The sequence below is a fragment of the Pseudomonas sp. FG98 genome, from assembly GCF_057808595.1.
The window spans coordinates 51,626-73,125 of record NZ_JBMDIJ010000021.1 but is presented as its reverse complement, the minus strand read 5'-3'; the positions used below and the strand labels follow the sequence as shown (position 1 = coordinate 73,125).

At 65.1% G+C, this 21,500-nt stretch carries 15 protein-coding genes; 3 read left to right on the top strand and 12 right to left on the bottom strand.

Translation table 11 applies throughout. The features are described 5' to 3' along the window. Positions 1–307: 307 nt before the first annotated feature. The 12 genes from ACODSK_RS15395 to ACODSK_RS15340 form a co-directional block, all read right to left on the bottom strand. Positions 308–2,728: a TonB-dependent siderophore receptor gene (locus ACODSK_RS15395; protein WP_489017259.1), complete on the bottom strand. Its 2,421-nt coding sequence runs from the start codon at positions 2,726–2,728 to the stop codon at positions 308–310. A gap of 80 nt (positions 2,729–2,808) precedes the next feature. Continuing rightward, entirely contained in the window at positions 2,809–3,771 is a 963-nt protein-coding gene (locus ACODSK_RS15390) for a FecR family protein (RefSeq protein WP_489017258.1), read from the bottom strand. Positions 3,772–3,774: 3 nt separating this feature from the next. Beyond that, positions 3,775–4,293 (bottom strand): sigma-70 family RNA polymerase sigma factor, encoded by a 519-nt coding sequence (locus ACODSK_RS15385; protein WP_489017256.1) that lies wholly within the window; start codon positions 4,291–4,293, stop codon positions 3,775–3,777. A gap of 129 nt (positions 4,294–4,422) precedes the next feature. Further along, the gene (locus ACODSK_RS15380; RefSeq protein WP_489017255.1) at positions 4,423–4,689 is read right to left on the bottom strand and encodes a hypothetical protein; all 267 of its coding nucleotides are present in this window, start codon (positions 4,687–4,689) and stop codon (positions 4,423–4,425) included. A 225-nt stretch (positions 4,690–4,914) separates the two neighbouring features. Then, positions 4,915–6,528: a dipeptide ABC transporter ATP-binding protein gene (locus ACODSK_RS15375; RefSeq protein ID WP_489017253.1), complete on the bottom strand. Its 1,614-nt coding sequence runs from the start codon at positions 6,526–6,528 to the stop codon at positions 4,915–4,917. After that, positions 6,525–7,370 (bottom strand): ABC transporter permease, encoded by an 846-nt coding sequence (locus ACODSK_RS15370; protein ID WP_489017251.1) that lies wholly within the window; start codon positions 7,368–7,370, stop codon positions 6,525–6,527. The genes ACODSK_RS15375 and ACODSK_RS15370 overlap by 4 nt, the downstream gene beginning before the upstream one ends. Beyond that, positions 7,367–8,311, bottom strand: coding sequence for an ABC transporter permease (locus ACODSK_RS15365; protein WP_489017250.1), 945 nt, complete (start codon positions 8,309–8,311; stop codon positions 7,367–7,369). Before ACODSK_RS15365 ends, ACODSK_RS15370 begins: the two co-directional genes overlap by 4 nt. Positions 8,312–8,313: 2 nt before the next feature. Further along, positions 8,314–9,915 (bottom strand): ABC transporter substrate-binding protein, encoded by a 1,602-nt coding sequence (locus ACODSK_RS15360; RefSeq protein ID WP_489017248.1) that lies wholly within the window; start codon positions 9,913–9,915, stop codon positions 8,314–8,316. Positions 9,916–9,924: 9 nt separating this feature from the next. Continuing rightward, the gene (locus ACODSK_RS15355; protein ID WP_489017246.1) at positions 9,925–11,244 is read right to left on the bottom strand and encodes an LLM class flavin-dependent oxidoreductase; all 1,320 of its coding nucleotides are present in this window, start codon (positions 11,242–11,244) and stop codon (positions 9,925–9,927) included. Positions 11,245–11,294: 50 nt separating this feature from the next. Beyond that, the gene (locus tag ACODSK_RS15350; RefSeq protein ID WP_489017245.1) at positions 11,295–13,733 is read right to left on the bottom strand and encodes a TonB-dependent receptor plug domain-containing protein; all 2,439 of its coding nucleotides are present in this window, start codon (positions 13,731–13,733) and stop codon (positions 11,295–11,297) included. A 162-nt stretch (positions 13,734–13,895) separates the two neighbouring features. Continuing rightward, positions 13,896–14,882: an ABC transporter substrate-binding protein gene (locus tag ACODSK_RS15345; protein WP_489017243.1), complete on the bottom strand. Its 987-nt coding sequence runs from the start codon at positions 14,880–14,882 to the stop codon at positions 13,896–13,898. A gap of 10 nt (positions 14,883–14,892) precedes the next feature. After that, complete coding sequence (locus ACODSK_RS15340; RefSeq protein WP_489017241.1) at positions 14,893–15,702, bottom strand: class II aldolase/adducin family protein; 810 nt, start codon at positions 15,700–15,702, stop codon at positions 14,893–14,895. Positions 15,703–16,004: 302 nt separating this feature from the next. Here ACODSK_RS15340 and ACODSK_RS15335 point away from each other — a divergent pair, with 302 nt between their 5' ends. The 3 genes from ACODSK_RS15335 (at position 16,005) to ACODSK_RS15325 (ending at position 21,496) form a co-directional block, all read left to right on the top strand. Further along, complete coding sequence (locus ACODSK_RS15335; RefSeq protein WP_489017239.1) at positions 16,005–18,014, top strand: McrB family protein; 2,010 nt, start codon at positions 16,005–16,007, stop codon at positions 18,012–18,014. After that, entirely contained in the window at positions 18,011–19,303 is a 1,293-nt protein-coding gene (locus ACODSK_RS15330) for an McrC family protein (protein WP_489017237.1), read from the top strand. Before ACODSK_RS15335 ends, ACODSK_RS15330 begins: the two co-directional genes overlap by 4 nt. 192 nt (positions 19,304–19,495) lie before the next feature. Further along, on the top strand, positions 19,496–21,496 hold the full coding sequence (locus ACODSK_RS15325; RefSeq protein ID WP_489017236.1) for a hybrid sensor histidine kinase/response regulator: 2,001 nt from the start codon (positions 19,496–19,498) through the stop codon (positions 21,494–21,496). Positions 21,497–21,500 lie beyond the last annotated feature (4 nt).

Sequence of the window (21,500 nt, the reverse complement as noted above, 5' to 3'; positions counted from 1 at the left end):
TCGCGTCGGCCTTTGCTCAAGATGTGTAGATACCCATGCTCATCGCTGGCAAGCCAGCTCCCACAGGTTTTGTGTCTCGCCCAGATCCTGCGGCTGGCCCTGAACCCTGTGGGAGTCGGCGTTGCCGACGATGAGGCCGTCAGCCTAGACATCGATCTTGCTGGTCGGGTTGTTCTTGCGGGCCCCATCGCTGGCAATGCCAGCTCCCACAGGTTGCTGTGTCTGGCCTGAATTCTGCGGTTGGCCCGGAACCTTGTGGGAGCCGGCTTGCCGGCGATGAGGCCATTGCCGACGACGCAGTCCCGGCTCAGAAATCCCAGCGGGTACTGACCATCAGGTTGCGCGGGTCACCGTAGTAGACGGTGTTATAGAAGCCCACGTTGTTGTAGTACTTCTTGTCGAACAGGTTGTTCAGGTTCACCGAAGCCGACAGCTTGTCGGTGATCTGGTAACGGGTCATCAGGTCCACCAGCCAGTAGGCTTCCTGGGTCACGTCCTGGGCGCCGTGGACCGGGTTGGTCACCGCCTGCCAGGCCTTGCTCTGCCAGCGTGCACCACCACCGACGGTCAGGTCCGAGAGGGCACCGGGCAACTGGTAGCTGGTGTAGAAGCTGAACTGGTCCTCCGGCTCCCAGGTCGAGACCTTGTCGCCGTCACTGTCGCGGATCACCTTGTGGGTATAGCCGGCCTGGGCCTGCCAGCCAGGCGCCAGTTCGCCGGAAATCTCCGCTTCGATGCCCTTGGTCCTGGCCTTGGTGCCGACATAGGCATAGCCCAGGCCCGGGTAGCTGGGGCTGGCGTTGTAGTTGAGGTCGGCCTCGGCGCGGTTGTCCTGCTTGATCTCGAACCAGGCCAGGCTAGCGTTTAGGCGGCCATCGAAGAATTCGGCCTTGACCCCCACCTCGTAGTTGTCGCCTTCATCTGGTTCCAGCGGCTTGTTGTTGCGGTCGGGCAGGGTCTGCGGCTTGAAGATGCTGGTGTAGCTGGCGTACAGCGAGAAGTTCTCGTCCAGATCGTAGACCGCGCCGGCATAGGGGATGACCCGTCCGGTTTCCTTGCTGTAGGTGTCGCCGGTGAGGGTGTAGTTGGCGAAACGGCTGCCGAGGATCAGCGCCAGGTCGTCGCTGGGCTTGAAGCGGGCGGTGATGTAGCTGCCGGTCTGGCGGGTGGTCTGGTCGTTGAACAGGAACGGGGTGCCCCAGTTCGGCATGCCGACGTCGCCTGTCCAGGTGTAGAAGTTCGCGACGTTGCGGTTGTAGCTGGAATCGTAATAGCCCTTGCCGTCCCATTCCGCGTGGGAGGCGCTGGCACCGACCACCAGCTCATGCTCGCGGCCGAACAGCTGGAACGGCCCGGTGGCGTAGAGTTCGGCGGTGTCGGTCCTGGTTTCGCCGACGTACTTGCCCATGAACATGGTGGCGCCGGCACCGGTCAGCGGATTCGGGTTGCCGCCGCTGGCCGAGCCCATCACCGCGTGGTAGCCGTTGATCTGGTGATTGAGCTGGACCTTGGCCAGCCAGTCGTTGGCGAAGCGATGCTCCAGGGCGGCGAATGCCGAGCGGGTGTACTGCGCCCAGCTGCTCCACTGGGCACCAGGGTTGTACGAGCGCGATACGTCGACCCGATCACCATTGCTGTCGAACAGCGGCACGCCGCCCCAGGTCGAGCCCTTGGGATCGTTGTCCTGATAATCCGCGCCCAGGGTCAGCAAAGTGTCCTCGCTCAGGTCGGCTTCGAGGATGCCGTAGTAGGTGCTGATCTTGCGCTCGTAGTGGTCCTGGAACGAATGCTTGTCCTGATAGGCTGCCACCGCCCGGCCACGGATGCTGCCGCTGTCGTTCAACGGCCCGGACAGGTCCAACTCGCTGCGGTAGTTGTCCCGGGAGCCGGCGCCGAGGCTGACATGTCCGGCGAATTCGTGGGTCGGTTTCTTGCGCACCAGGTTGATGGTTGCACCGGGGGCGCCGGCGCCGGAAAGCAGGCCGGAGGCGCCCTTGATCACTTCGACACGGTCGTAGATCGCCGTGTCGCTCAGGGTATTGCCGGCCGAGTAGGCGTCGTTGCGCAGGGTCGGGATGCCATCGTACTGGAAGTTCTGGACCGGGAAGCCGCGGGAGTAGTAGGTGGTGCGTTCGCTGTCGTAGGTCGACACGGTGATGCCCGGCGTGTGGCGCATTACTTCGTCGATGGCGTTCAGGCCGAAATCGTCCATGTGCTGACGGGTGACCACGGAGATGGTCTGCGGCGTCTGGCGCGGGGTCAGGACCAGGCGCGTGGCCGTGGCGATGGTTCCCGGGGTATAGGAGCCGCTGCCTTCGGTGATGGTGCCCAGCGGGTTGCTGACGATGCTGGTGCTTTCCAGCTCCAGCGTGCCGGACTGTTCCAGGCGTACCAGGCGATAGCCATGGGCACCGGCTTCGGCGCGGTAGCCACTGCCGGCCAGCAGGCGCGCCAGGCCTTCGTCGATGTCGAAGCTGCCTTGCAGGGCTGCCGCGCCGAGGCCGTTGACGCTGGCGCTGGGGTAGAGGATGGCAATGCCGCTTTGCTGGGCGAAGCGCTTGAGGCTGTCATCCAGGCTGCCGGCGGGAATATCGAAGCGGGTGTCGGCGGCATGGGCCGGTGCGGCGACCAGGGCGCCGCCGAGCAGGGGCAGGGCGAGCTGGATGGCCAGGGCCAGGGGCACCAGGCGATTACGTCGGGGCAGCGAGATTGCTACGGGATGGGACATGGGTAAACGGCTCCGTTTTCTTGGGTTGGCGCCTCCTTGACGGACGGGCCTGGAAAAGCGGAACCACTGTCATTGGTAAATCATTCTTTTTTCGCCGTGATGCGCAACAGCCAGGGTGTCAGACGCTGTACCCGCACCGGCAGGATGTCCTCGATCAGGGCCAGTGCGGCGCGGCTGTCATCCAGCGGCAGCACTGCGGAAACCCGCAGGTTTTCCAGTGCCGTACTGTCGTACAGCCAATACCCGCGTTGCTGCCGGGCCAGTTGGTCGAGGACCTGGCCCAGCGGCATGTCGTGCACCACCAGTTGTCGGCGTTGCCAGGCCTGCTCGCGGATCTGCGGGTCGAAGCTGCCGGCGCCGCTGATCTCGTGCTCGCTGATACGCACCTGGGCCCCGGCATCGACCTGCAGGCTTTTGCTCAGGTCGGCGCTTTGCGCGAGCACCCGTGAGTGCAGCATGCCGAGCAGGGTCGCGTGTTCCTCGCGGCTGACGATGAAGCGGGTACCGAGGGCGCGCATGCTACCGTCGCGGGTGGTGACCAGGAATGGTCGTTGCGGATCCGCCGCCACGTCGACGCGGATCTCGCCATGGAGCAGCTCGACCCGGCGCTGGCCATTGTCGTAGTGCAGGCGTACCGCGCTGTTGCCGGCCAGGGTCAGCAGGCTGTCGTCGGCCAGGCGTTCGCGGCGCCACTCGCCTGGCGCGGTATGCAGGTCGGCGCGCCAGTTGTCGCGCAGCTCGTCGTTGCTGCCGAGGATGATCGCCACGGCCAGCAGGGCCATGCCCAAGCCGACGGCGCTGCGCGGAATGCGCCGACGCGGCATGCGCAAGGCGCTGTCCAGTGCAGCCTCGGCGGCCTGTGGTGCGCCGTGCAAACCGGCGAACTGGCCGATCACCAGACGCATCTGCTCGACGGCACGGGCATGTCGTGGGTCGGCTGCACACCACAGGACGAAGGCCTGGCGCTCGTCATCGCGGCAGTCGGCTTCATCGAGGCGTACCAGCCATTCGGCAGCCTGCTCGAGGATATCGTCGTCGATCACGATTCAGACATTCAGTGCCTGGTTGCAATGCAGCAGGCCCTGCACCAGATGCTTGCGGACCATACGCTCGGAGATGCCCAGGCGTTGGGCGATGTCCACCTGGGACAGGCCGGTGAGATAACGCAGGACGATGACCTGGCGGGCGTTTTCGCCCAGGCCCTCAAGGGCGAAGCAGAGGTTTTCCAGGGCTTGCAGGCTGGCATGAACCTGCTCGGCGGACGGCGCCGTCTCGCCGCTTTCGGCGTGTCGCGCGAGTTCTTCGAGATAGGCGCTTTCCAGGCGCTTGCGCCGGGCCTCGTCGATGATCAGGCGGCGCGCCGTGGTGCTCAGGTAGGCCCTGGGCTGGCGCATGTCGGCCAGGCTGCCTGGGGCCATGAGAATACGCAGGAAAGTGTCATGGGACACATCGGCGGCGTTGTGCGCGCAACCCAGCTTGCGCCGCAGCCAGGCGAACAGCCAGCCGTGATGATCGGTGTACAGCTCGTCCACGGTGAGGGGCGGCGAATTCGCGAGGCGATCCATATCGAGAGTCAGATGCAATTGATAATGAGTCGCTATCCTAGCGCGGAGTTTGGTAAATAACGACTGGAATTAGCCGGGGTAATGGTCGTTTGAGCGTGTGGGGGGAGTGGTTGCGGGAGTTTGCCCGCACTATCGACCACCAGTTACGTCATTCCCACCGGCAAGTTCACTTTCGACAGGATCGAAGGATGATCTGACATGACGCTGCTCGCGCATGACCTTGCGCAATAACGCCTGCAGGTTTTCGTCATCGATGGAAGCTGTCAGGAGTGGTTTGCCCTGTACACGGCGGACCAGGGGCATGACCATGGCGCGGCCGACATAGGGTGCGATGGCGGCTCCCAGCGCAGCCTCCGGGGTAGGCGGTGCACCGGGGTTTTTGGGGTCGACGTCCACGACATGTGCCGGCCTGAACGGCCTCATCGCTGGCAAGGCCAGCTCCCACAGGGCCCGCGTCGGCCACCAGATCCATGGCTGGCCCAGGACCCTGTGGGAGCCGGCTTGCCGGCGATGAGCATGGATACATACACATCTCGAGCGAAGGCCTACCTGGACCGCGCCGCACGGCCGGGGTGTGTAAACCGGAGAAACCATCAGCCACAACCCTGACCCCGGCATTTATCAAAGCCCGGCAACCTGCACCTGCGACAGCACCTGCGGCACCAATTGCCCCGGCATATCCTCCAGCAACCGCCGCGTGTACTCGCTCCCCGGCCGGCCGAACACCTCCTCGGTCGCCCCCTGGTCCACCAGCCGGCCCTGGCTCATCACCAGCACCTGGTCGCTGATCCCGCGCACTGTGGCAAGGTCGTGGGAGATGAACAGATAGGTCAGCCCCAGCTCCCGTTGCAGGCGTTGCAGCAGGTCGAGCACCTGTGCCTGCACCGGAGCATCCAGCGCCGACAGCGGTTCGTCCAGCACCAGCAACTCCGGTTGCACTGCCAGCGCCCGGGCAATGGCGACCCGCTGTCGTTGCCCGCCGGAGAGCTGGGCAGGGCGACGATGCAGCAGTTCGCCCGGCAGACCGACACGTTCCAGCAACTCCAGCACCCGCGCCCGGTCGTCCCGGCGCTGGCCGATACCGAACGCGCGCAACGGTTCACTGATGATCGCCAGCAGATCATGCCGTGGATCCAGCGCCGCCCACGGGTTCTGGTAGACCAGTTGCACCCGCCGTCGATAACCGTGCAGCTCGCGTCGGCTGGCACCGAGCACTTCCAGTCCGTCGAAACGCACGCTGCCAGCGCTGGCCGATTCAAGCCCGAGAATGATCCGCGCCGTGGTGGATTTGCCCGATCCGGATTCGCCCACCAGGCTGGTGGTGGTGCCCCGTTGCAGGCTGAAGCTGACGCCTTCCAGCGCTGCCGGCCCCTCCCGGTTGAAGCGTCGCTGGAGACTGGTCACTTGCAGCAGCGCTGGCGCCCGAGTGGCTGCGGGTGCCACACGACGTTGCTGCAAGCGCGCCAGCGGCGATGCCTGGAGCAACTGGCGGGTGTAGGGATGCTGCGGCGCATGCCAGAGCTGCGCCGGCGTGCCGCTTTCCAGCAAACGGCCGTGGCGCATCACCAGGATCCGGTCGGCGCGGTCCAGGGCCACCGCCAGGTCATGGGTGATCAGCAGCAGGCTGCTGCCGCGCTCGCGCACCAGTACCTGCAAGCGATCGAGAATCTGCCGCTGCACGCTGACATCCAGGGCGCTGGTGGGTTCGTCGGCGATCAGCAGCGGTGGGTCGTTGGCCAGCGCAATGGCGATCAACACCCGTTGGCACATGCCGCCGGACAGTTGATGGGGGTAGCGCGTAAGCAGGGTTTCCGGCGCCTTGAGGCCGACCTCACGCAGCAGTTGCAGGGCGCGCGGTCGAGCGTCGGCGGCAGGGACGCCATGCACGGTCATGGCTTCGACCACCTGGGCGCCGATGGTTTTCACCGGGTCCAGCGAGGTACCCGGGTCCTGCGGCACGAAGCCCACCAGCCGGCCGCGGCGCTGGCGCCAGGCACGTTCGTCGAGGCTGTCCAGCGCCTGGCCTTGCAACCAAAGCTGTCCTTGCAGGCGCGCCGACGCTGGCAGCAGCCCGGCCAGGGCGGCGGCGGTGGTCGACTTGCCCGAGCCGGACTCGCCCACCAGGCAGACGATCTCGCCGGCGGCGATCTCCAGCTCCAGTTCTGCCACGGCGGGCTGCGCCGCCCCCGGATACTCGACGCCGAAGTGGCGAATACGAACCAGTGGCGCGCTCATGGCTGCTCTCCTTGAAAACGTTGCAGTCCCCGGCCCAGTTGCTGGGTAGCGAGCACCACGCCCGCCACCACCAGCCCTGGCAGGGTGGTGTACCACCAGGCGGCGACCATGTAGTTGCGCCCTTCGGCGATCAGCAGGCCCCATTCCGGCTGCGGCGGCGGAGCGCCGAAACCGAGGAAGCTCAGCGCCGATACCGCCAGCACCGCGCTGGCGAACTCCAGTGCGGCCAGGGCCAGCAACGGCCCGGCCGCGTGGGGCAGTACGTGCCGGCACAGATTGGTCCAGGGGCCGACGCCGACTACCTGTGCCGCTTCGACGAAAGTCCGGCTGCGCCAGCGCAGCACTTCACCGCGGGCCAGGCGGGCGAATACCGCCACCGATGACAGCCCCACGGCGACGGCGATTTCCAGGGTGCCGAAGCCCAGCGCGGTGACGATGGCCATGGCCAGGAGCAGGGCGGGAATCGCCATCAGCACCTCCACCAGCACCGCCAGCACCCGGTCGGCGAGGCCGCCGAACCAGCCGGCGACGCCGCCGAGCAGGGTGCCGGCGAGCAACGCGATCAACACTGCGATGGCCGTGGCCTGCAACGACAGCGCCGCACCATGCACGCAGCGGGCATACAGGTCGCGGCCCAGATGATCGGTGCCGAACCAGTGCTCGGCCGAGGGCGGGCGCAGGGTCTGGACCGGGTCGGCGAGCAGCGGGTCGGCGCTGCTGAACAGGGTCGGAAACAACGCCCAGCCCAGCAGCAGGAGAAACAGCAGCAGGCTCAGGGCCAGCGGAAACCCGGGCCAATAGCGCAGCGGCCGCGAGGACGAGACGGCAGGGTTCAGGATCATGGACGGCTCCCTTGGCGAATGCGCGGATCGAGCAGGGGATACAGCAGGTCGGTGAGCAGGTTGGTCAGCACGTAGAGCGTGGCGGCCAGCAGGACCACGCCCTGGACCACGGCGATGTCCTGGCTGGCCACGGCGGTCTGGGCCAGGCGGCCGACGCCGTCGCGGGAGAACACCGTCTCGGTGACCACCGCGCCGGCCAGCAGGTTGCCCAGCAGGGTACCGGTCAGGCTGAGCAGGGGGATCGCCGCGTTGTGCAGGATATGCCCGGTCAATAGCCGCCAGCGGCCCACGCCCTTGCTGCGCAGGGCCTGGACGAACGGCTGCTGGCTGACGCTGGCGATGGAGCGCCCGAGCACCTGGGCGATCATCGCCGCGCAGGGCAGGGCCAGGGTCACGGCTGGCAGCACCAGGCCGGTGATGCCGTGGTCGCCCATGGCCGGCAGCCAGTGCAGGTGGAAGGAGAACAGTTGCAGCAACAGCAGGCCGACCCAGAAGGTCGGCAACGACACCACCAGCGCCGGGGCGTTGTGCAGGGCCGCTTGCAAGGGTCGACGGCGTACCTGATGCGCTGCCAGGGCCACGCCTATGCCCAGCGGCACGGCGATCAGCAGGGCGGCGAAAGCCAGGGCAAGGGTCGCCGGCAAGGCCGCTGCCAGTGCCTGGGCCACCGGCTTGCCGGTTTGCAGGGACAGGCCAAGGTCGAGGTGTGCCAGGCGCCACAAGGCGCCGCCGTACTGCTGCCATAGGCTGCCGTCGAGGTGGTAGCGGGCGCGCAGCTCGGCGACCTGGGCCGGGTTTGCCGTGCCCGGCTCGCCGCTCTGGGCCAGGAGGATCGCCACCGGGTCACCCGGCAGCGCGTAGAGGATGGCGAACGACAGGCTGAAGGCTGCCCACAGCACCAGCAGGGCCTGGGCCAGGCGCCAGAGAGGAGAGGTAGTCATGGTCAATGGCTCCCTGGCCGGGCCAGCCAGGTGTCGTAGAACTGCAGGCGGGTCGAGGCCTCGTAGTGCAGGCCATGGACCACCTCGCGGTAGGCCGTCACCGTCGCTGCTTCCACCAGCGGAATGACATGGCCCTGGTCGAGCAGTTCGGCGCTGGCCTGCTGGATCAGGGTGCCGCGCTTGGCGGGATCGAGACTGGCCGCCGAGTCCAGCAGGGTCTGGTCCAGGGCCTGCGGCCCACGGACATTGACATTGCGCCCGGAGGACAGGAACACCGTGCGCAGCACGTCCGGATCGGCGCGGGTCAGGTTGAAGAACCACAGGCTGTAGTCGAGGGAGGTCTGTTGCAGGCTGACCTGGCCGATGGTGGATTTGTTCAGGCGCAGCTCGACGCCGATCTGGCGCAGTTGCTGTTGCACCAGCTCCAGCACCGGCGTGGTCGCCTGCCAGTAGTCGAGGGCGAAGGCCAGGCGCTTGCCGTCACGCTGGCGCCAGCCATCGGCGCCCTTGCGCCAGCCGGCCTCGTCCAGCAGCTTGCCGGCACCCTCGGGGTCGTAGCCGAGGTGGCTGCCGAGGTCCTGGTAATACGGTGTGCTGCTGGCCAGCACCGAGGTCGCCGGTTTCTGGTAACGAGAGATCACCCCCTGGAACTGGCTGCGGTCGATGGCCTTGTTCAGCGCCTGGCGTACCGCCAGTTCGTCCAGCGGTGGCCGTGACACATTCGGCGTCAGGCTGAAGACGATGCCCGGATTGGGCCGGTTGATCGACGGCACGCCCTGGGCTTCCAGCACCGCCTCGTCCTGCACCGGCACGCTGGTGTTCACATCGATCTGCGCCGACAGCAGGCTGCCCAGGCGCACACCGGACTCGGGGAGGATATGGAACTCGATGGCGTCCAGCCAGGCACGGCCCTGATGCCCGGCGAGGGAGGATGGCCAGTTGTAGTCGGGTCGCGCGTCGATGCGTACCAGCCGGTTGTGCTCGAAGCTTTTCACCGTGAAGGGCCCGGTGCCCACCAGCGCGCCCTGGCACCGTTCTTCGGCGCTGAGCTTGAGGGTGGCGGGGGACAACAGGCCGAGGCTCATGGTCGAGCTGGCCTGGAGAAACTGGGCGTTGGCCTGCTTGAAGGTGACCCGCACGCTCAGCGGTCCGCTTACCTCCACCGACTCCAGCCCGGCCAGGTAGGTGCCCGCCAGTTGCGCACGGGCGCCCAGGGCCAGGATCGCCTCGAAATTGGCCTTCACCGCCGCTGCATCCAGCGGGCTGCCATCGGCGAAGGTCACCCCTTCGCGCAGGTGGAAGGTGAATTGCCGCGAGTCGTCGCTGACCTCCCAGCGCTCCGCCAGCCAGGGCAGGATCTCGGCGCTTTGCGGGTCCTGGTCGGTCAGCGAGTCCACCAGTTGCCGACCGACGTTGAGCGCGGTGTTGTTGCCGGCCTGCTGCGGGTCGATGCAGTTGGGATCGCCATCGAAAGCCACGCGCAGCACGCCACCGTTTTGTGGCTGGGCGGGGGCGCCGCTGGTGGCTTGCTGCCCGGAGGGTTGGTCGCAGCCGGCCAGGGCCAGGGCGACGGCCAGGCTCAGTGAAGCCAGGGATCGGGACATGGACGCTCCTTAGAAATGGCGATTGGCGCGGTAGGGCAGGCCGAGGTTTTCCCGCAGCGTGGTGCCGGCGTATTCGCGCTGGAACAGGCCGCGCCGTTGCAACTCGGGAACCACACCGTCGACGAAGTCGTCGATGGCCGAATGCAGGCCGCTGAACATGATGTTGAAACCGTCGGCGGCACCGGCTTCGAACCAGGCTTGCAGGTCGTCGGCAATGCTCTCGGGGGTGCCGATGAGAATGCGGTGGCCGCCGGAAGTGAGCTGGTTGAACAGCTCGCGCACGGTGGGGCGTTCGCGGCGGATCAGGTCGAACACCAGCTTCTGCCGGCTCTGGTGGGTGTTGGTGGTGAACTGCTCCGGCGGCAGCGGCACCACCTCGTCGAAGGGCAGTTCGGAGAGGTCGTAGCCGAGGCTGACGAACTTCGAGATGGAGCTGAGGAAGGCCTTCGGTTCCAGCAGTTCCTGCTGGCGGTCGTATTTGGCCTGGGCTTCGGCCAGGGTCTTGCCGACCACGGGCGAGACGCCGGGGAGGATCTTCAGTTCGTTGGCACCCCGACCAAACGCGGCGGCTGCGCTTTTGGTTTCTTCATAGAAGGCCAGGCCCTGGGCGATGGTGTGCTGGGCGGTGAAGATCAGTTCGCCGACCCGTGCCGCCAGGCGCTTGCCCGCCACCGAGGCGCCGGCCTGGGCCACCACCGGGTGGCCCTGGGGCGAGCGCGAAACGTTGAGCGGGCCGCGCACCTGGAAGTGCTCGCCCTGATGGTCGAGTACATGCAGTTTGTCGATATCCAGCCAGGTGCCGCTGGCCTTGTCCTGGACGAAGGCATCGTCGGCCCAGCTGTCCCACAGGCCGCTGACCACGTCGTAGAACTCTTCGGCGCGGGCGTAGCGGTCGTCATGCTCGACATGGTCCTGGCGGTTGAAGTTCTCGCCGCCGCCGAGGGAGGTCACCAGGTTCCAGCCGGCGCGGCCGCCGCTCAGGTGATCCAGCGCGGCGTACTTGCGTGCCACGTTGTAGGGCTCGTTGTAGGTGGTGCTGGCGGTGGCGATCAGGCCGATATGGCGGGTGCTGGCGGCCAGCGCCGGAGCCAGGATCAGCGGGTCCCAGCGCACGCTGTTGGGGCCGCGTTGCAGGGCCAGGTCGAGCTTGACGTCGAGGGTGTCGTTGAAGAACAGCGAGTGGAAGCGCCCGGCCTCCAGCTTGCGCGCGATGTACTGGTAGTGCTCCAGGCTCTTGAAGGTGTCCAGCGGCGCCTCCGGCAGGCGCCAGGCGCTGCCGCTGAGGGTGCCGGGAATGAACGCGCCGAGTACGAACTGGCCATGGCTCATAAGGATTCTCCTGGCGCCCGCCGAACCCGGCGGGCGCTCGTTCGGTGGGGTCAGAAGTTGTAGGCGACGCGGGTGTACCAGAAGCCGCCGTACGGATCGAAAGGCGAGATCGAGCCGAATTTGGGGAAGCCGTTGACGTCGCCGGCCGGGTAGGCGGCGTTGTCGGCGCGCACGTCGAACAGGTTGTTGGCGCCCACGGCGACGTCGAGGTTGTCGGTGACCGCATAGGCCACTTCCAGATCGGTCAGCCACTTGGCGCCGAAGGTCACGTCGTAGTTGGGGTTGGCATCGACGGCGGTGACCTTGTCGTAGCGGGTCACCGCGGCGTTCACGGTGAAGCGTTCGATCTGCCAGTTGGCGCTGAGGATCAGCTTGGTCTTGGGGTTGGCCACGGTCAGGTAGCCCTGGGCCACGCGATCGAACAGTTCCAGGTTGTTGCCGGCGGCCTTGAGCGCAGCCGGGGTCTGCTTGATGTCGTCGATCTCGGTCTTGTTGTAGTTGGCGCCCAGGCCGTACTTGACCCGGCCGAAGCGACCGTAGTCGACCCGGTAGTCGGCCACCAGGTCGATGCCGCGGGTGGTGGTGTCGGCGGCGTTGGTGAAGTACTTGATGCGGTAGCCCGGCTTGTAGCCGTTGTCGATCAGGATCTGGTCGACGCCGTTGCCGTAGAGGAAGCCGGTCAGGGCGATGCGGTCGCGGATTTCGATCTGGTAGGCGTCGAGGGTCACGCTGGCCTGGGGCAGGGGCTGCCAGGTCAGGCCGAGGCTGATATTGCGCGATTTCTCCGGGCTCAGGTCCTCGGCGCCGAGGGCCTTGGCCAGTGCTGAGTCGACCCGCGCGGTCTTGGCCTCGACGAACTGCGAGACACCATTGACCACGGTGTACTGGTTGGCGGTCTGGGCGTAGGTGGACTGGGACAGCGATGGCGCGCGGAAGCCGTTGCTGACCGTGCCGCGCACGGCGAAGGTCGGGGTGAAGTCATAGCGCGCGGTGAGCTTGCCGCTGCGGGTGTTGCCGCTGCTGTCGTCGTATTTCTCGAAGCGTGCGGCGGCGCCCAGGTAGAGCTTTTCGGTGGGGTTGAAACCGAGGTCGAGGTAGCTGGCGTAGCTGTTGCGGCTGGCCTGGCCGGCGTCTTCCGGGGTCAGGGTGATCGCGCCCTGGGCGCCTACCGAGCCGGGCTGTCCGGCCAGCGGGCCGCTGGGGTAGATATAGCCGCCGTTGATCCACGACAGCGCATCGTCCGACTCGGTCTTGTAGCGCTCGTGGCGGTGTTCCAGGCCCCAGGACACCTGCAACGGTTTGCTCAGGCCGACCTCGAAGGCGCGGGTCAGGTCGAGGTTGTTGGTCCATTGGTCGAAGGTGTTGCTGTAGGTATCGAAGTGGGTCGGGCTGCTCGGGCCGAGGGAGGCGTTGAGGGTTTCGTCGGCGCCGGCCTGGCTTTTCGCGCGGCCGAAGGTGGAGCTGAGGTCCCAGTGCCACTCGGCGATTTCGCCCTTGCCGCCGGCGGCGGCCTGGTAGTCGGTCTCCTTGAGGGTATAGAAGGGCGCGGTGCCGTCCGGGTAGATCTCCGGAATGATGTTGGTCGAGTTGGGCCGGCGGTAGTTCTGCCCGCCCTTGGCATCGCGCTGGCTGAGGGTGGAGAAGGAGTACAGGGTCAGGTCGTCGCTGACCGGCAGCTCGGCGTTGTACGACAGGTTGATCGCCTTGATCTTCGGCAGGCCGTTCTTCTGCACCTCGCGGTCGGCCGTGGCGTTGCGCGGGTCGCCGGCGAAGTACAGGTTGCCGGTGGCCTCGCGGGAACGGGTGGCGGTCTGCACCGACTTGGCGTCCAGGGCGTAGTTGAAGAAGCCGCCGTTGTCGCCCAGGGCCAGGCCCTGGTTGAGGGTCTGGCGCAGATTGCCGCCGTCGCCGTTCTCGTAGTACTGGCCGTACTGGGTACTGACCGAACCGCCTTCGGCGTTGCGCTTGAGGATGATGTTGATCACCCCGGCGATGGCATCCGAGCCGTACTGCGCCGAGGCGCCGTCGCGCAGTACCTCGATATGGTCGATGGCGCTGACCGGGATCAGGTCCAGGTCCACCGGGTTGGTGCCGTAGGCGGCGGTGGAGTCGAGGTTGATCACCGAGCTGTTGTGGCGACGCTTGCCGTTGACCAGCACCAGCACGTTCGAGCCGTTCAGGCCACGCAGGCTGTAGGGGCGGGCGACGCTGTCGTTGGAGGTACCGGAGGGGCGCTGGGAAAACGACGGCAGGGTCTTTTGCAGGGCTTCGCGCAGGCTGCTGGAGCCGGTCTGTTCAAGCTGCTTGCTGTCGATCACGTCGATCGGCGCCGGGCTGCTGGTGACGGTGCGCACTTCGCTGCCGCGCGAGCCGGTGACGACCACCGTGCCGAGCGCGGTGTCGTTGTCGGCGGCCAGCGCCAGCGGGCTGAACAGGTAGCCGGCGAGCAGCGCCGGGGCCATGGACAAGGGGGTGAGTACGGACTTCATGACGGTTCCTAAGGGTTCGATTGGCAGTCAGGCCCTGGATGTGCGATCGAACGGGCTCTCATCGGTTGTTTTCACGTTTTGCAGGCATGGCCGGGCCCGCGAGAGGTCCATTGCTCCCGTGGTCTGGCGTGCCTGTCTTGCGTCCGGCGCGCGCCGGTACGGTTATGCCGCGGCGGATCCCTGGCCGCTGAGCAAGGGGGTGAAGCGTTGGTCCCAGAAGTCGCGGACCGCCAGCGGCTGGCGGATCAGGCCGCTGCTGTGGAACAGGTCGGCGATGCGTTGCTGCGCGGCGATGTCGGCTTCGCTGACCGGCAGCAGGCGACAGGGCAACTGGCGCTGGTTGAACTGTTGCAGGTACAGCTCGCGGGAAATCCCGGTCAGGGTTTCACTGCGTTCTGCCCAGGCCTCGGGGTGGTGTTCCACCCAGTCCCAGATGGCCCGCTCGCGGGCGAGGAAATCGGCGATCTGCGCCTGCTTGCCGGGCTGCTCCAGGGCCTTGGCACTGGTGGCGATCAGGTAGTTGCCGCATTGGTAGCGACTGGCCTCGTCCAGCAGTTCGCCGTCCATCTGGGTCAGGGCCTGGAGGGCGCCGATCCCGCCGCAGACCATGGCGTCGAGATGGCCGTTCTGGAAGGCGATCAGCGCATCCCGCGCCGGCATCGCCCGGGCCTGGATATCGGCTAGCTCCAGGCCGTTGTCCTTGAGCAGATTGAGCAGCAGGTAATGGGTATCGGTCGCGCGCACGAAGCTGATGCGCTTGCCCTTGAGGTCGGCGATAGAACGGATGCCGCTGCCTTTCTTGACGATCAGGCCGCTGCGGTTCTGCTCGCCCTGGTAACTGGCGATCAGCACCAGCGGATTGCCGGCGGCGCTGGCGAACAACGGCAGTACCGGGCTCATGAAGGCATAGTCGAGACTGGCGCTGGCGAAGGCTTCGAGGACCATGGCGCCGCCGGGCACATCCACCCACTCCACGGGATAAGGCGTCGCGGCTTGTCCGGCATCGCCGAGGAAGCTCGCGGCCTGGCCCTTGTAGCGCCAGACCCTCAGCGGCGTCTGGTTGCTGGCCAGGGCCGGCGCAACACCCGCGGCCAGGCCGAGCAGGGCGCTGTGGCGGAGGAAGCGGCGGCGGTGCAGATCGATCGCCATGGTCGGCTCCTCAGTCCAGCAGGTCGGGTTGTTGCGCGACGATACGGTCCCATAGCGGCAGGAAGTTCAGCCAGCCAAACAGTTCGCGCTGGGCCGGGTTGAAGCTGTCCTCGCCCAGTTCGGGAATGCGTGGCTGGCCGGCGGAATAGGCCAGCAGATGGGCACGGGCGGTGTCGTCGGCAAGGATGAAGCGCCAGGCTGCGCTCTCCACGCTCTGGCCGGTGGTCCACAGGCCGTGGTTCTGCCACACCAGCAGGTTGTTGTCGGCAAAGGTCTCGACGAAGGCCTGGGCCACCTGGTCGCGGTCCTGCAACAGAGTGCCATCGGCGTTGCGCAGGGCATGCCGGTCGAACAGCACCTGCTCGCCGACGAAGGCCGAGGACTCGGCGGTGATCGGCTGGAACAGCTGGCCGAGGGACGACCAGACCCGGCCATGGAAGCCATGCAGATGAGCGATGCCGACCACCTCCGGGCGAGCCTTTTGCAGTTCGTAGTGCAGCTCCAGGGCGCTGGTGTTGAGCAAGCCGTCGCCTTCCACCACCACGCCCTGACCATTGACCCGCAGCAGATGGCTGCTGCGGATCTGCGCGAAGGGCACGCCCAGCGGGTTGATCCAGTAATGATCGGTTTCCAGCGGATCGCGGGCGGTGAAATGCCCGGCCAGGCCGACCTCGAAGCCCAGTTCGGCAAACAGGCGATAGGACGCGGCCAGGCGCTGCTTGCGGTGCTGGCGTTCGGCGAGCGGGTCGGCGTGGGTGGTGGGGGCGCTGAGTTGCAGGCGGTGATTGTGGTTCGGCAGGCGGCTGATGCTATGGCTCATCGGGGCGTACTCGCAGGTGGCTAGGTCGGGCGCCTCCACCGTGCGAGGGGTCGGGTCTGGAAGGACTGTAGCAAGGGGCTGGGGAAGGGCAGAAATACCGTTTCGATCTATTTTTATTATTATTTTTCAGAATAAAAAATGTGATTGATATTTAAGTGTTGCATTTTCAGGTCGCGAATTTTCCGGGGTGACATAACGGGTGGGAGTGTCTGTCGGGCATAGCGAGTGCCTGTGCGGTCTCTATCCGGCCATTCAAGATGATGTCACTATGAAATCAATTTCAGCGCAAGGACCCGCGACGCGTGACTTCCCTTTCTTTTACCCGTGATCAGTTCGAATCCCTGAAAGTCTGGAACGGCCAGGTTTTCGACAAGAATGACGCAGCTCACCGACAAGCCTACAGCCAACAGCGTGAGGCCTATAACGCGACCAAACTCTGGGCGAAGGCGCTACAGCAAAAGCTCTTTCCGAATAGCATCGGCCCCAGGGTCATCCGTAAACCAACTGCCCAGTGGAGCCAGAAGTTTCTTGGCTACAACTGGGCACGCATCTATCCGCGTCCTGATGCCCCACCAGGGCTGGCCTACACCGTCGGTATGGATGCTGATCACGGCTTTGTCGTCAAGATCGATCTGGTCGATACGAAGATCACCGATCCCAACCTGCGGTCGCGTTACCAACAGCTGCGCGGACCGATGGGCGCTTCGCCCGTGGTTGCGCTGCTGCCCGCCGAAGCGGGGTTGAAACTTGGTTTTGAGGCGCTCGTCGAGTGGAGCGCTGCGGCAATTGAAAACTTTGGTATTGGATACGACAAGATGGCTGAGCAATTAGGGTTGGTCACCACGCTGAGTACGGCCGAGGTGCTGGGGCATTTTCAGGTCTGTGAGGACTTCAGAAAACGGCAACCGAACTGGAGTGCTGAAACGACAGGGTTGTTCGTGCGCTTGGCCATTGCAGTGCATGAGTTGGGGTTGGACTGGTGGGCTACCAGGACCACCAACGTCCAACTGGTCTTCGGCGAGAAAAACCAATCGAGCAAATCAGTACAGATAGGGAAGCTGTTTGTGCAAGACGATAGGGTTTCCATGAGCTGGACGCCTTTCGACACGCAGGTCGGCAAATCTCCGCGCAGTGTGCTGGATGATGAGATGGTTCGGTTTTTTGAACAGGCAAACGCCGAAAGGAAAAATAACCCCAAGAACACTTATCGGGTCGGGCGCGTTGCTCGTTGGCCTGACGCTTACGGTAGCGAAGAAGGCGACGTTGTCGACGAAACTCAACATCCACCTGCATCGGCTGCACCGGCAGTGATCCGCCCTCGCAACCAGATCTATTTCGGCCCTCCCGGTACCGGTAAGACCCTCACGCTGCAAACCTTGCTGGCGGAGCAATACACCTCGAACGACAAGACCAAGCGCTACGAATTCGTGACCTTCCACCAGTCCTACGGCTACGAGGAGTTTGTCGAAGGGTTGCGTCCGGTGCTGTCCGGCGACGACAAGGCGTCGCTTGATAACGACACGACTGCCGATACCTCGGCTGAGGTCCGCTACACGATCAAGGCAGGCGCTTTCCGCCGTTTGTGCGAAAAGGCCAGGAGCGACGGACAGCGGCGCTACGCGATGGTCATCGACGAAATCAACCGCGGCAATATCAGCAAGATCTTCGGCGAGCTGATCACCCTGATCGAGGTCGATAAGCGCGAAGGTGCAGAGCATGCAGTGACCTTGACATTGCCCTACTCGGACGAGCCATTCAGTGTGCCTTCCAACGTTGACGTGATTGGCACGATGAACACGGCCGACCGCTCCCTGGCCTTGGTCGATACCGCGTTGCGCCGGCGTTTCGAGTTTATCGAGCTGATGCCGGACGCTTCCACGCTGGAAGGGGTGGTGGTATCGCAGGCAGGACATGGCATCGATATCAAGCTTTTGCTCGAAGTGCTCAATAAACGCATCGAAGTGCTGTATGACCGTGACCACACCATAGGGCACGCCTATTTCCTTCCGCTGAAAGGGATGGAATCCGGCGAGGCATTCAAGGCGCTGGCCAATATCTTCCGGATGCGCATCATTCCGCTGCTGGAGGAATACTTTTTTGACGACTGGCAGAAGATCCGCCTGGTTCTGGGCGATAACCAGAAACGCGACGAGGCGACCCAGTTTGTCCGCGAGGAGCAAGGTTCCAGCGGGCTGTTCGGGTCGAATCACGACCTCGATGAGTACGCCTTGCGGCCACGCTACTCGTTGAGCTCGGCGGCGTTCGATGATCCGCGGGCCTATATCGCTATCTACGCGAAGGCGAGTGAATGAAGCCGTTGCAGATTTTCGAGTTCGACAAGCTGACCGAGGCAGGCGAGGGCGACACCGCTGTCCCGTCCCGGGTCTTCGCCTGGCTGGAGGAGCAATGCCTGAATATCAAGGAGGGTACGCCGGCGTGGTTGAAGCTGACCCGATACGGCAGGCGGCGCGCGATCCAGGTGTGCAGTTACGTTGGGGTGCTGCGCGCGCCTTGCGGTTTTCAGATCGAGGTCCTGCCCAAGATCGGCCGCCATTCGTGTGCAGATTCCGCCCGCAGGAAACTGATCGAGATGCTCAAATGCCTGCGCGGCTTCCGTCATGTCAGGACGCAAGCCGCACAACTGCGTACCGAGCATATGCCGCTGCTCGAAGTCTTCCTGCAGCAGTTTCTCGCGGCTGTCGCCCAGGTCGTGCAACGAGGGTTGCGCAGCGACTACAGCACCCGGCAGGAGAACCTGTTCACGCTGCGCGGCAAGCTGCAGGTGGCGCGGCATCTATCGCAGAACCTGTTGCGCCGCGAGCGCTTCTTCACCGAATACGACGAGTTCACCCAGGACCGTGCAGAAAACCGTCTGATCCACGCAGCACTGCGCAAAACCCTGGGCATGAGCAGGGCAGCGGCCAATCAGCGATTGGCGCGAGAGTTGTCTTTCGTGTTCGCCGATGTGCCGGTGTCGGTCGACGTCACCCAGGACCTCGCGCGTATTCGCCTTGGGCGGGGTATGAGCTATTACGAGCCGGCGCTGGACTGGGCAAGGTTGATCCTTGAAGGTGACAGTCCGCTGACCGGCGCCGGCAAAAGCAATGCGCCTTCACTGTTGTTTCCCATGGATGCTCTGTTCGAGGCCTATGTTGCCAAGCACCTGGCACAGCAGCTCAGGGCGGGTTTCGAGTTGCATCCCCAGGTCAACCGGCATCATCTGGTCAGCCATCGGAAGCAGGATTGGTTCCGTCTGAAACCCGACCTGGTGGTCGTCCGGGGATCGCGGACGCACCTGGTGCTGGACACGAAATGGAAACTGCTGGACAGCACCAAGGGCAATGGCCGTGACAAGTATCTGTTAAGCCAGGCCGACTTCTACCAGTTGCATGCCTACGCGCATCTCTATCTGAAGGACGCCGGGAGTGTGGTCTTGATCTACCCGAGCACCGAGCTGTTCAACAAGCCTTTGCCGGTCTTCGATTTCAGGAGCTCCGACGGGTTGAAGCTCTGGGTCCTCCCGTTCTGCCTGACTGACCGCCAATTGGTGTTGCCGAAGGAGACGGAGCTTAGTGAGTACTTGACGTGTGCTGGCTCTTAGAACAACAGGTTATTTATCGGTGTTGACCAGGACTGCGAGCACCACTTGGCCAGGGATGGTATCCGGTCCCAGTGGCACTTGATTTCTCGGCGCGCAGGGAATTTTCAGCGGTTCATGACGGTCTTTCCCAGCATCAAGGCGATCGGATATCGTCACCGGGCATCGTTCCCGCCCGCCGCTGTGAGGCCCGTCATGAATCCACAACCTGGTGCGCCCGATGCGGGCGATGCCCTCGAACGTCTTCAACTGGCCCTGGACTCCGGGGCCATTACCGGAACCTGGGTCTGGGACATCCCCAACAACAGCGTTACCGCCGACCAGCGCTTTTCCCGGGCCTTCGGTCTGCCCGCGGAGCGCTGTCGGGCCGGGATTCCGATCGAGGAGGCCTTTACCTCGATTCATCCGCAGGACCTTGAGCGGGTGGCTGCCGAGATCAAGCGCACGATGCACCAGGGTGGAGTGTTTCGCTGCGAATACCGGGTGCGCCAGGAGGATGGCTGCTATCGCTGGATCGAGGCCAGCGGGCATTGCGAACTGAACGATGCAGGGCTGCCGGTACGTTTTCCCGGCGTGCTGATCGATATCGAATCACGGCGGGCGGCCGAGGCCGAACGCGACCGCATGTCGGCCCTGCTGCGCACTTTCGCCGCCGCCGTTCCCGGGGTGGTGTATGCCAAGGACCTGGAGGGCCGGATTCTCGTCGCCAACCACGGCACCACTGAGCTGATCGGCAAGCCGCCCGAGTTCTACCTCGGCAAGACCGATCTGGAACTGCTCGAAGACAAGGACCAGGCCCGCCAGGTCATGGCCACCGACCAGCGCATCATGCATGGCGGCAAGGCCGAGCAGATCGAGGAGCGGGTGGACATGCCCGATGGCACGGCGGCGATCTGGCTGTCGGTGAAGGCGCCGCTGCTGGATGACACGGGGGCTGTCATGGGACTGATCGGCTCGTCCATCGATGTCACCGCAAAGAAAGCCGCCGAAGAGGCGCTGCTCAATCTCAACCGCACCCTGGAGACGCGGATCGGCGAGGCGCTGGCCGAGAACGAAGCGGCCCAGGCGGCCCTGCGCCAGGCGCAGAAGATGGAAGCCGTCGGCCAGCTCACCGGCGGCATTGCCCACGACTTCAACAACCTGCTGGCCGGCATCACCGGCAGCCTGGACCTGATCAAGCTGCGCCTGGCCCAGGGCCGTACCGCGGACCTGGAGCGCTATGTGGCGGTGGCCCAGGGCGCTGCGCAACGGGCGGCGGCCCTGACCCACCGCTTGCTGGCCTTTTCGCGCCAGCAGACGCTGCTGCCGGTGCCCACCGATATCAATGCCCTGGTTGGCGGTATGGAGGAACTGATCCAGCGCACCGTGGGGCCGACCATCGATGTTTCGGTGCAACTGGATGCGCAATTGAACACCTGCCTCGTCGATCCCGCCCAGGTGGAAAACGCCTTGCTCAACCTGTGCATCAATGCCCGCGATGCCCTGCGCGGTGGCGGCGACCTGCGCATCAGGACCTTCGACCAGCAGGGCGGCGCGGAGGAGTTGCCGCCGGGCAACTACCTGACCATCGCGGTGGAGGACAACGGCAGCGGCATGAGCCCGCAGGTGCTGGCCAAGGCCTTCGAACCGTTCTTCACCACCAAGCCGGTCGGTGCCGGTTCTGGGCTTGGGCTGTCGATGATCTACGGCTTTGCCCGGCAGTCGGGCGGGCAGGTCAGGATCGAATCGGAGGAGGGCAAGGGCACGCGGGTGTTCCTGTCGCTGCCGAGCAGGGAGGTGGCGGTTGCCACGCCGCAGTTCGAGCGGACAGCGGATGCGCCGCCGGCCAGCACCTGCGGGGGCACGGTGCTGGTGGTCGAGGACGAACCCTCGGTGCGCGCCTTTGTCAGCGAAAGCCTGGCGGGGCATGGCTACGGGGTGATCGAGGCGGCGGACAGCAAGGCGGGCTTGCGCTTGTTGCAGTCGGATATCCCGATCGACGCACTGGTGACCGATATCGGCTTGCCGGGTGGCATGGACGGGCACCGGATGGTCCTGGAAAGCCGGGCGGCGAGGCCGGGGTTGCCGGTGCTGTTCATGACCGGGTATGCGAAGCCGGAGGTGCTGGACAACTCGCCGCTGGACGCACTGGTATTGACCAAGCCGTTTGCGCTGGAGGCGTTGCTCACTAGTGTGGATGTATTGCTCAAGCGTTAGGGGC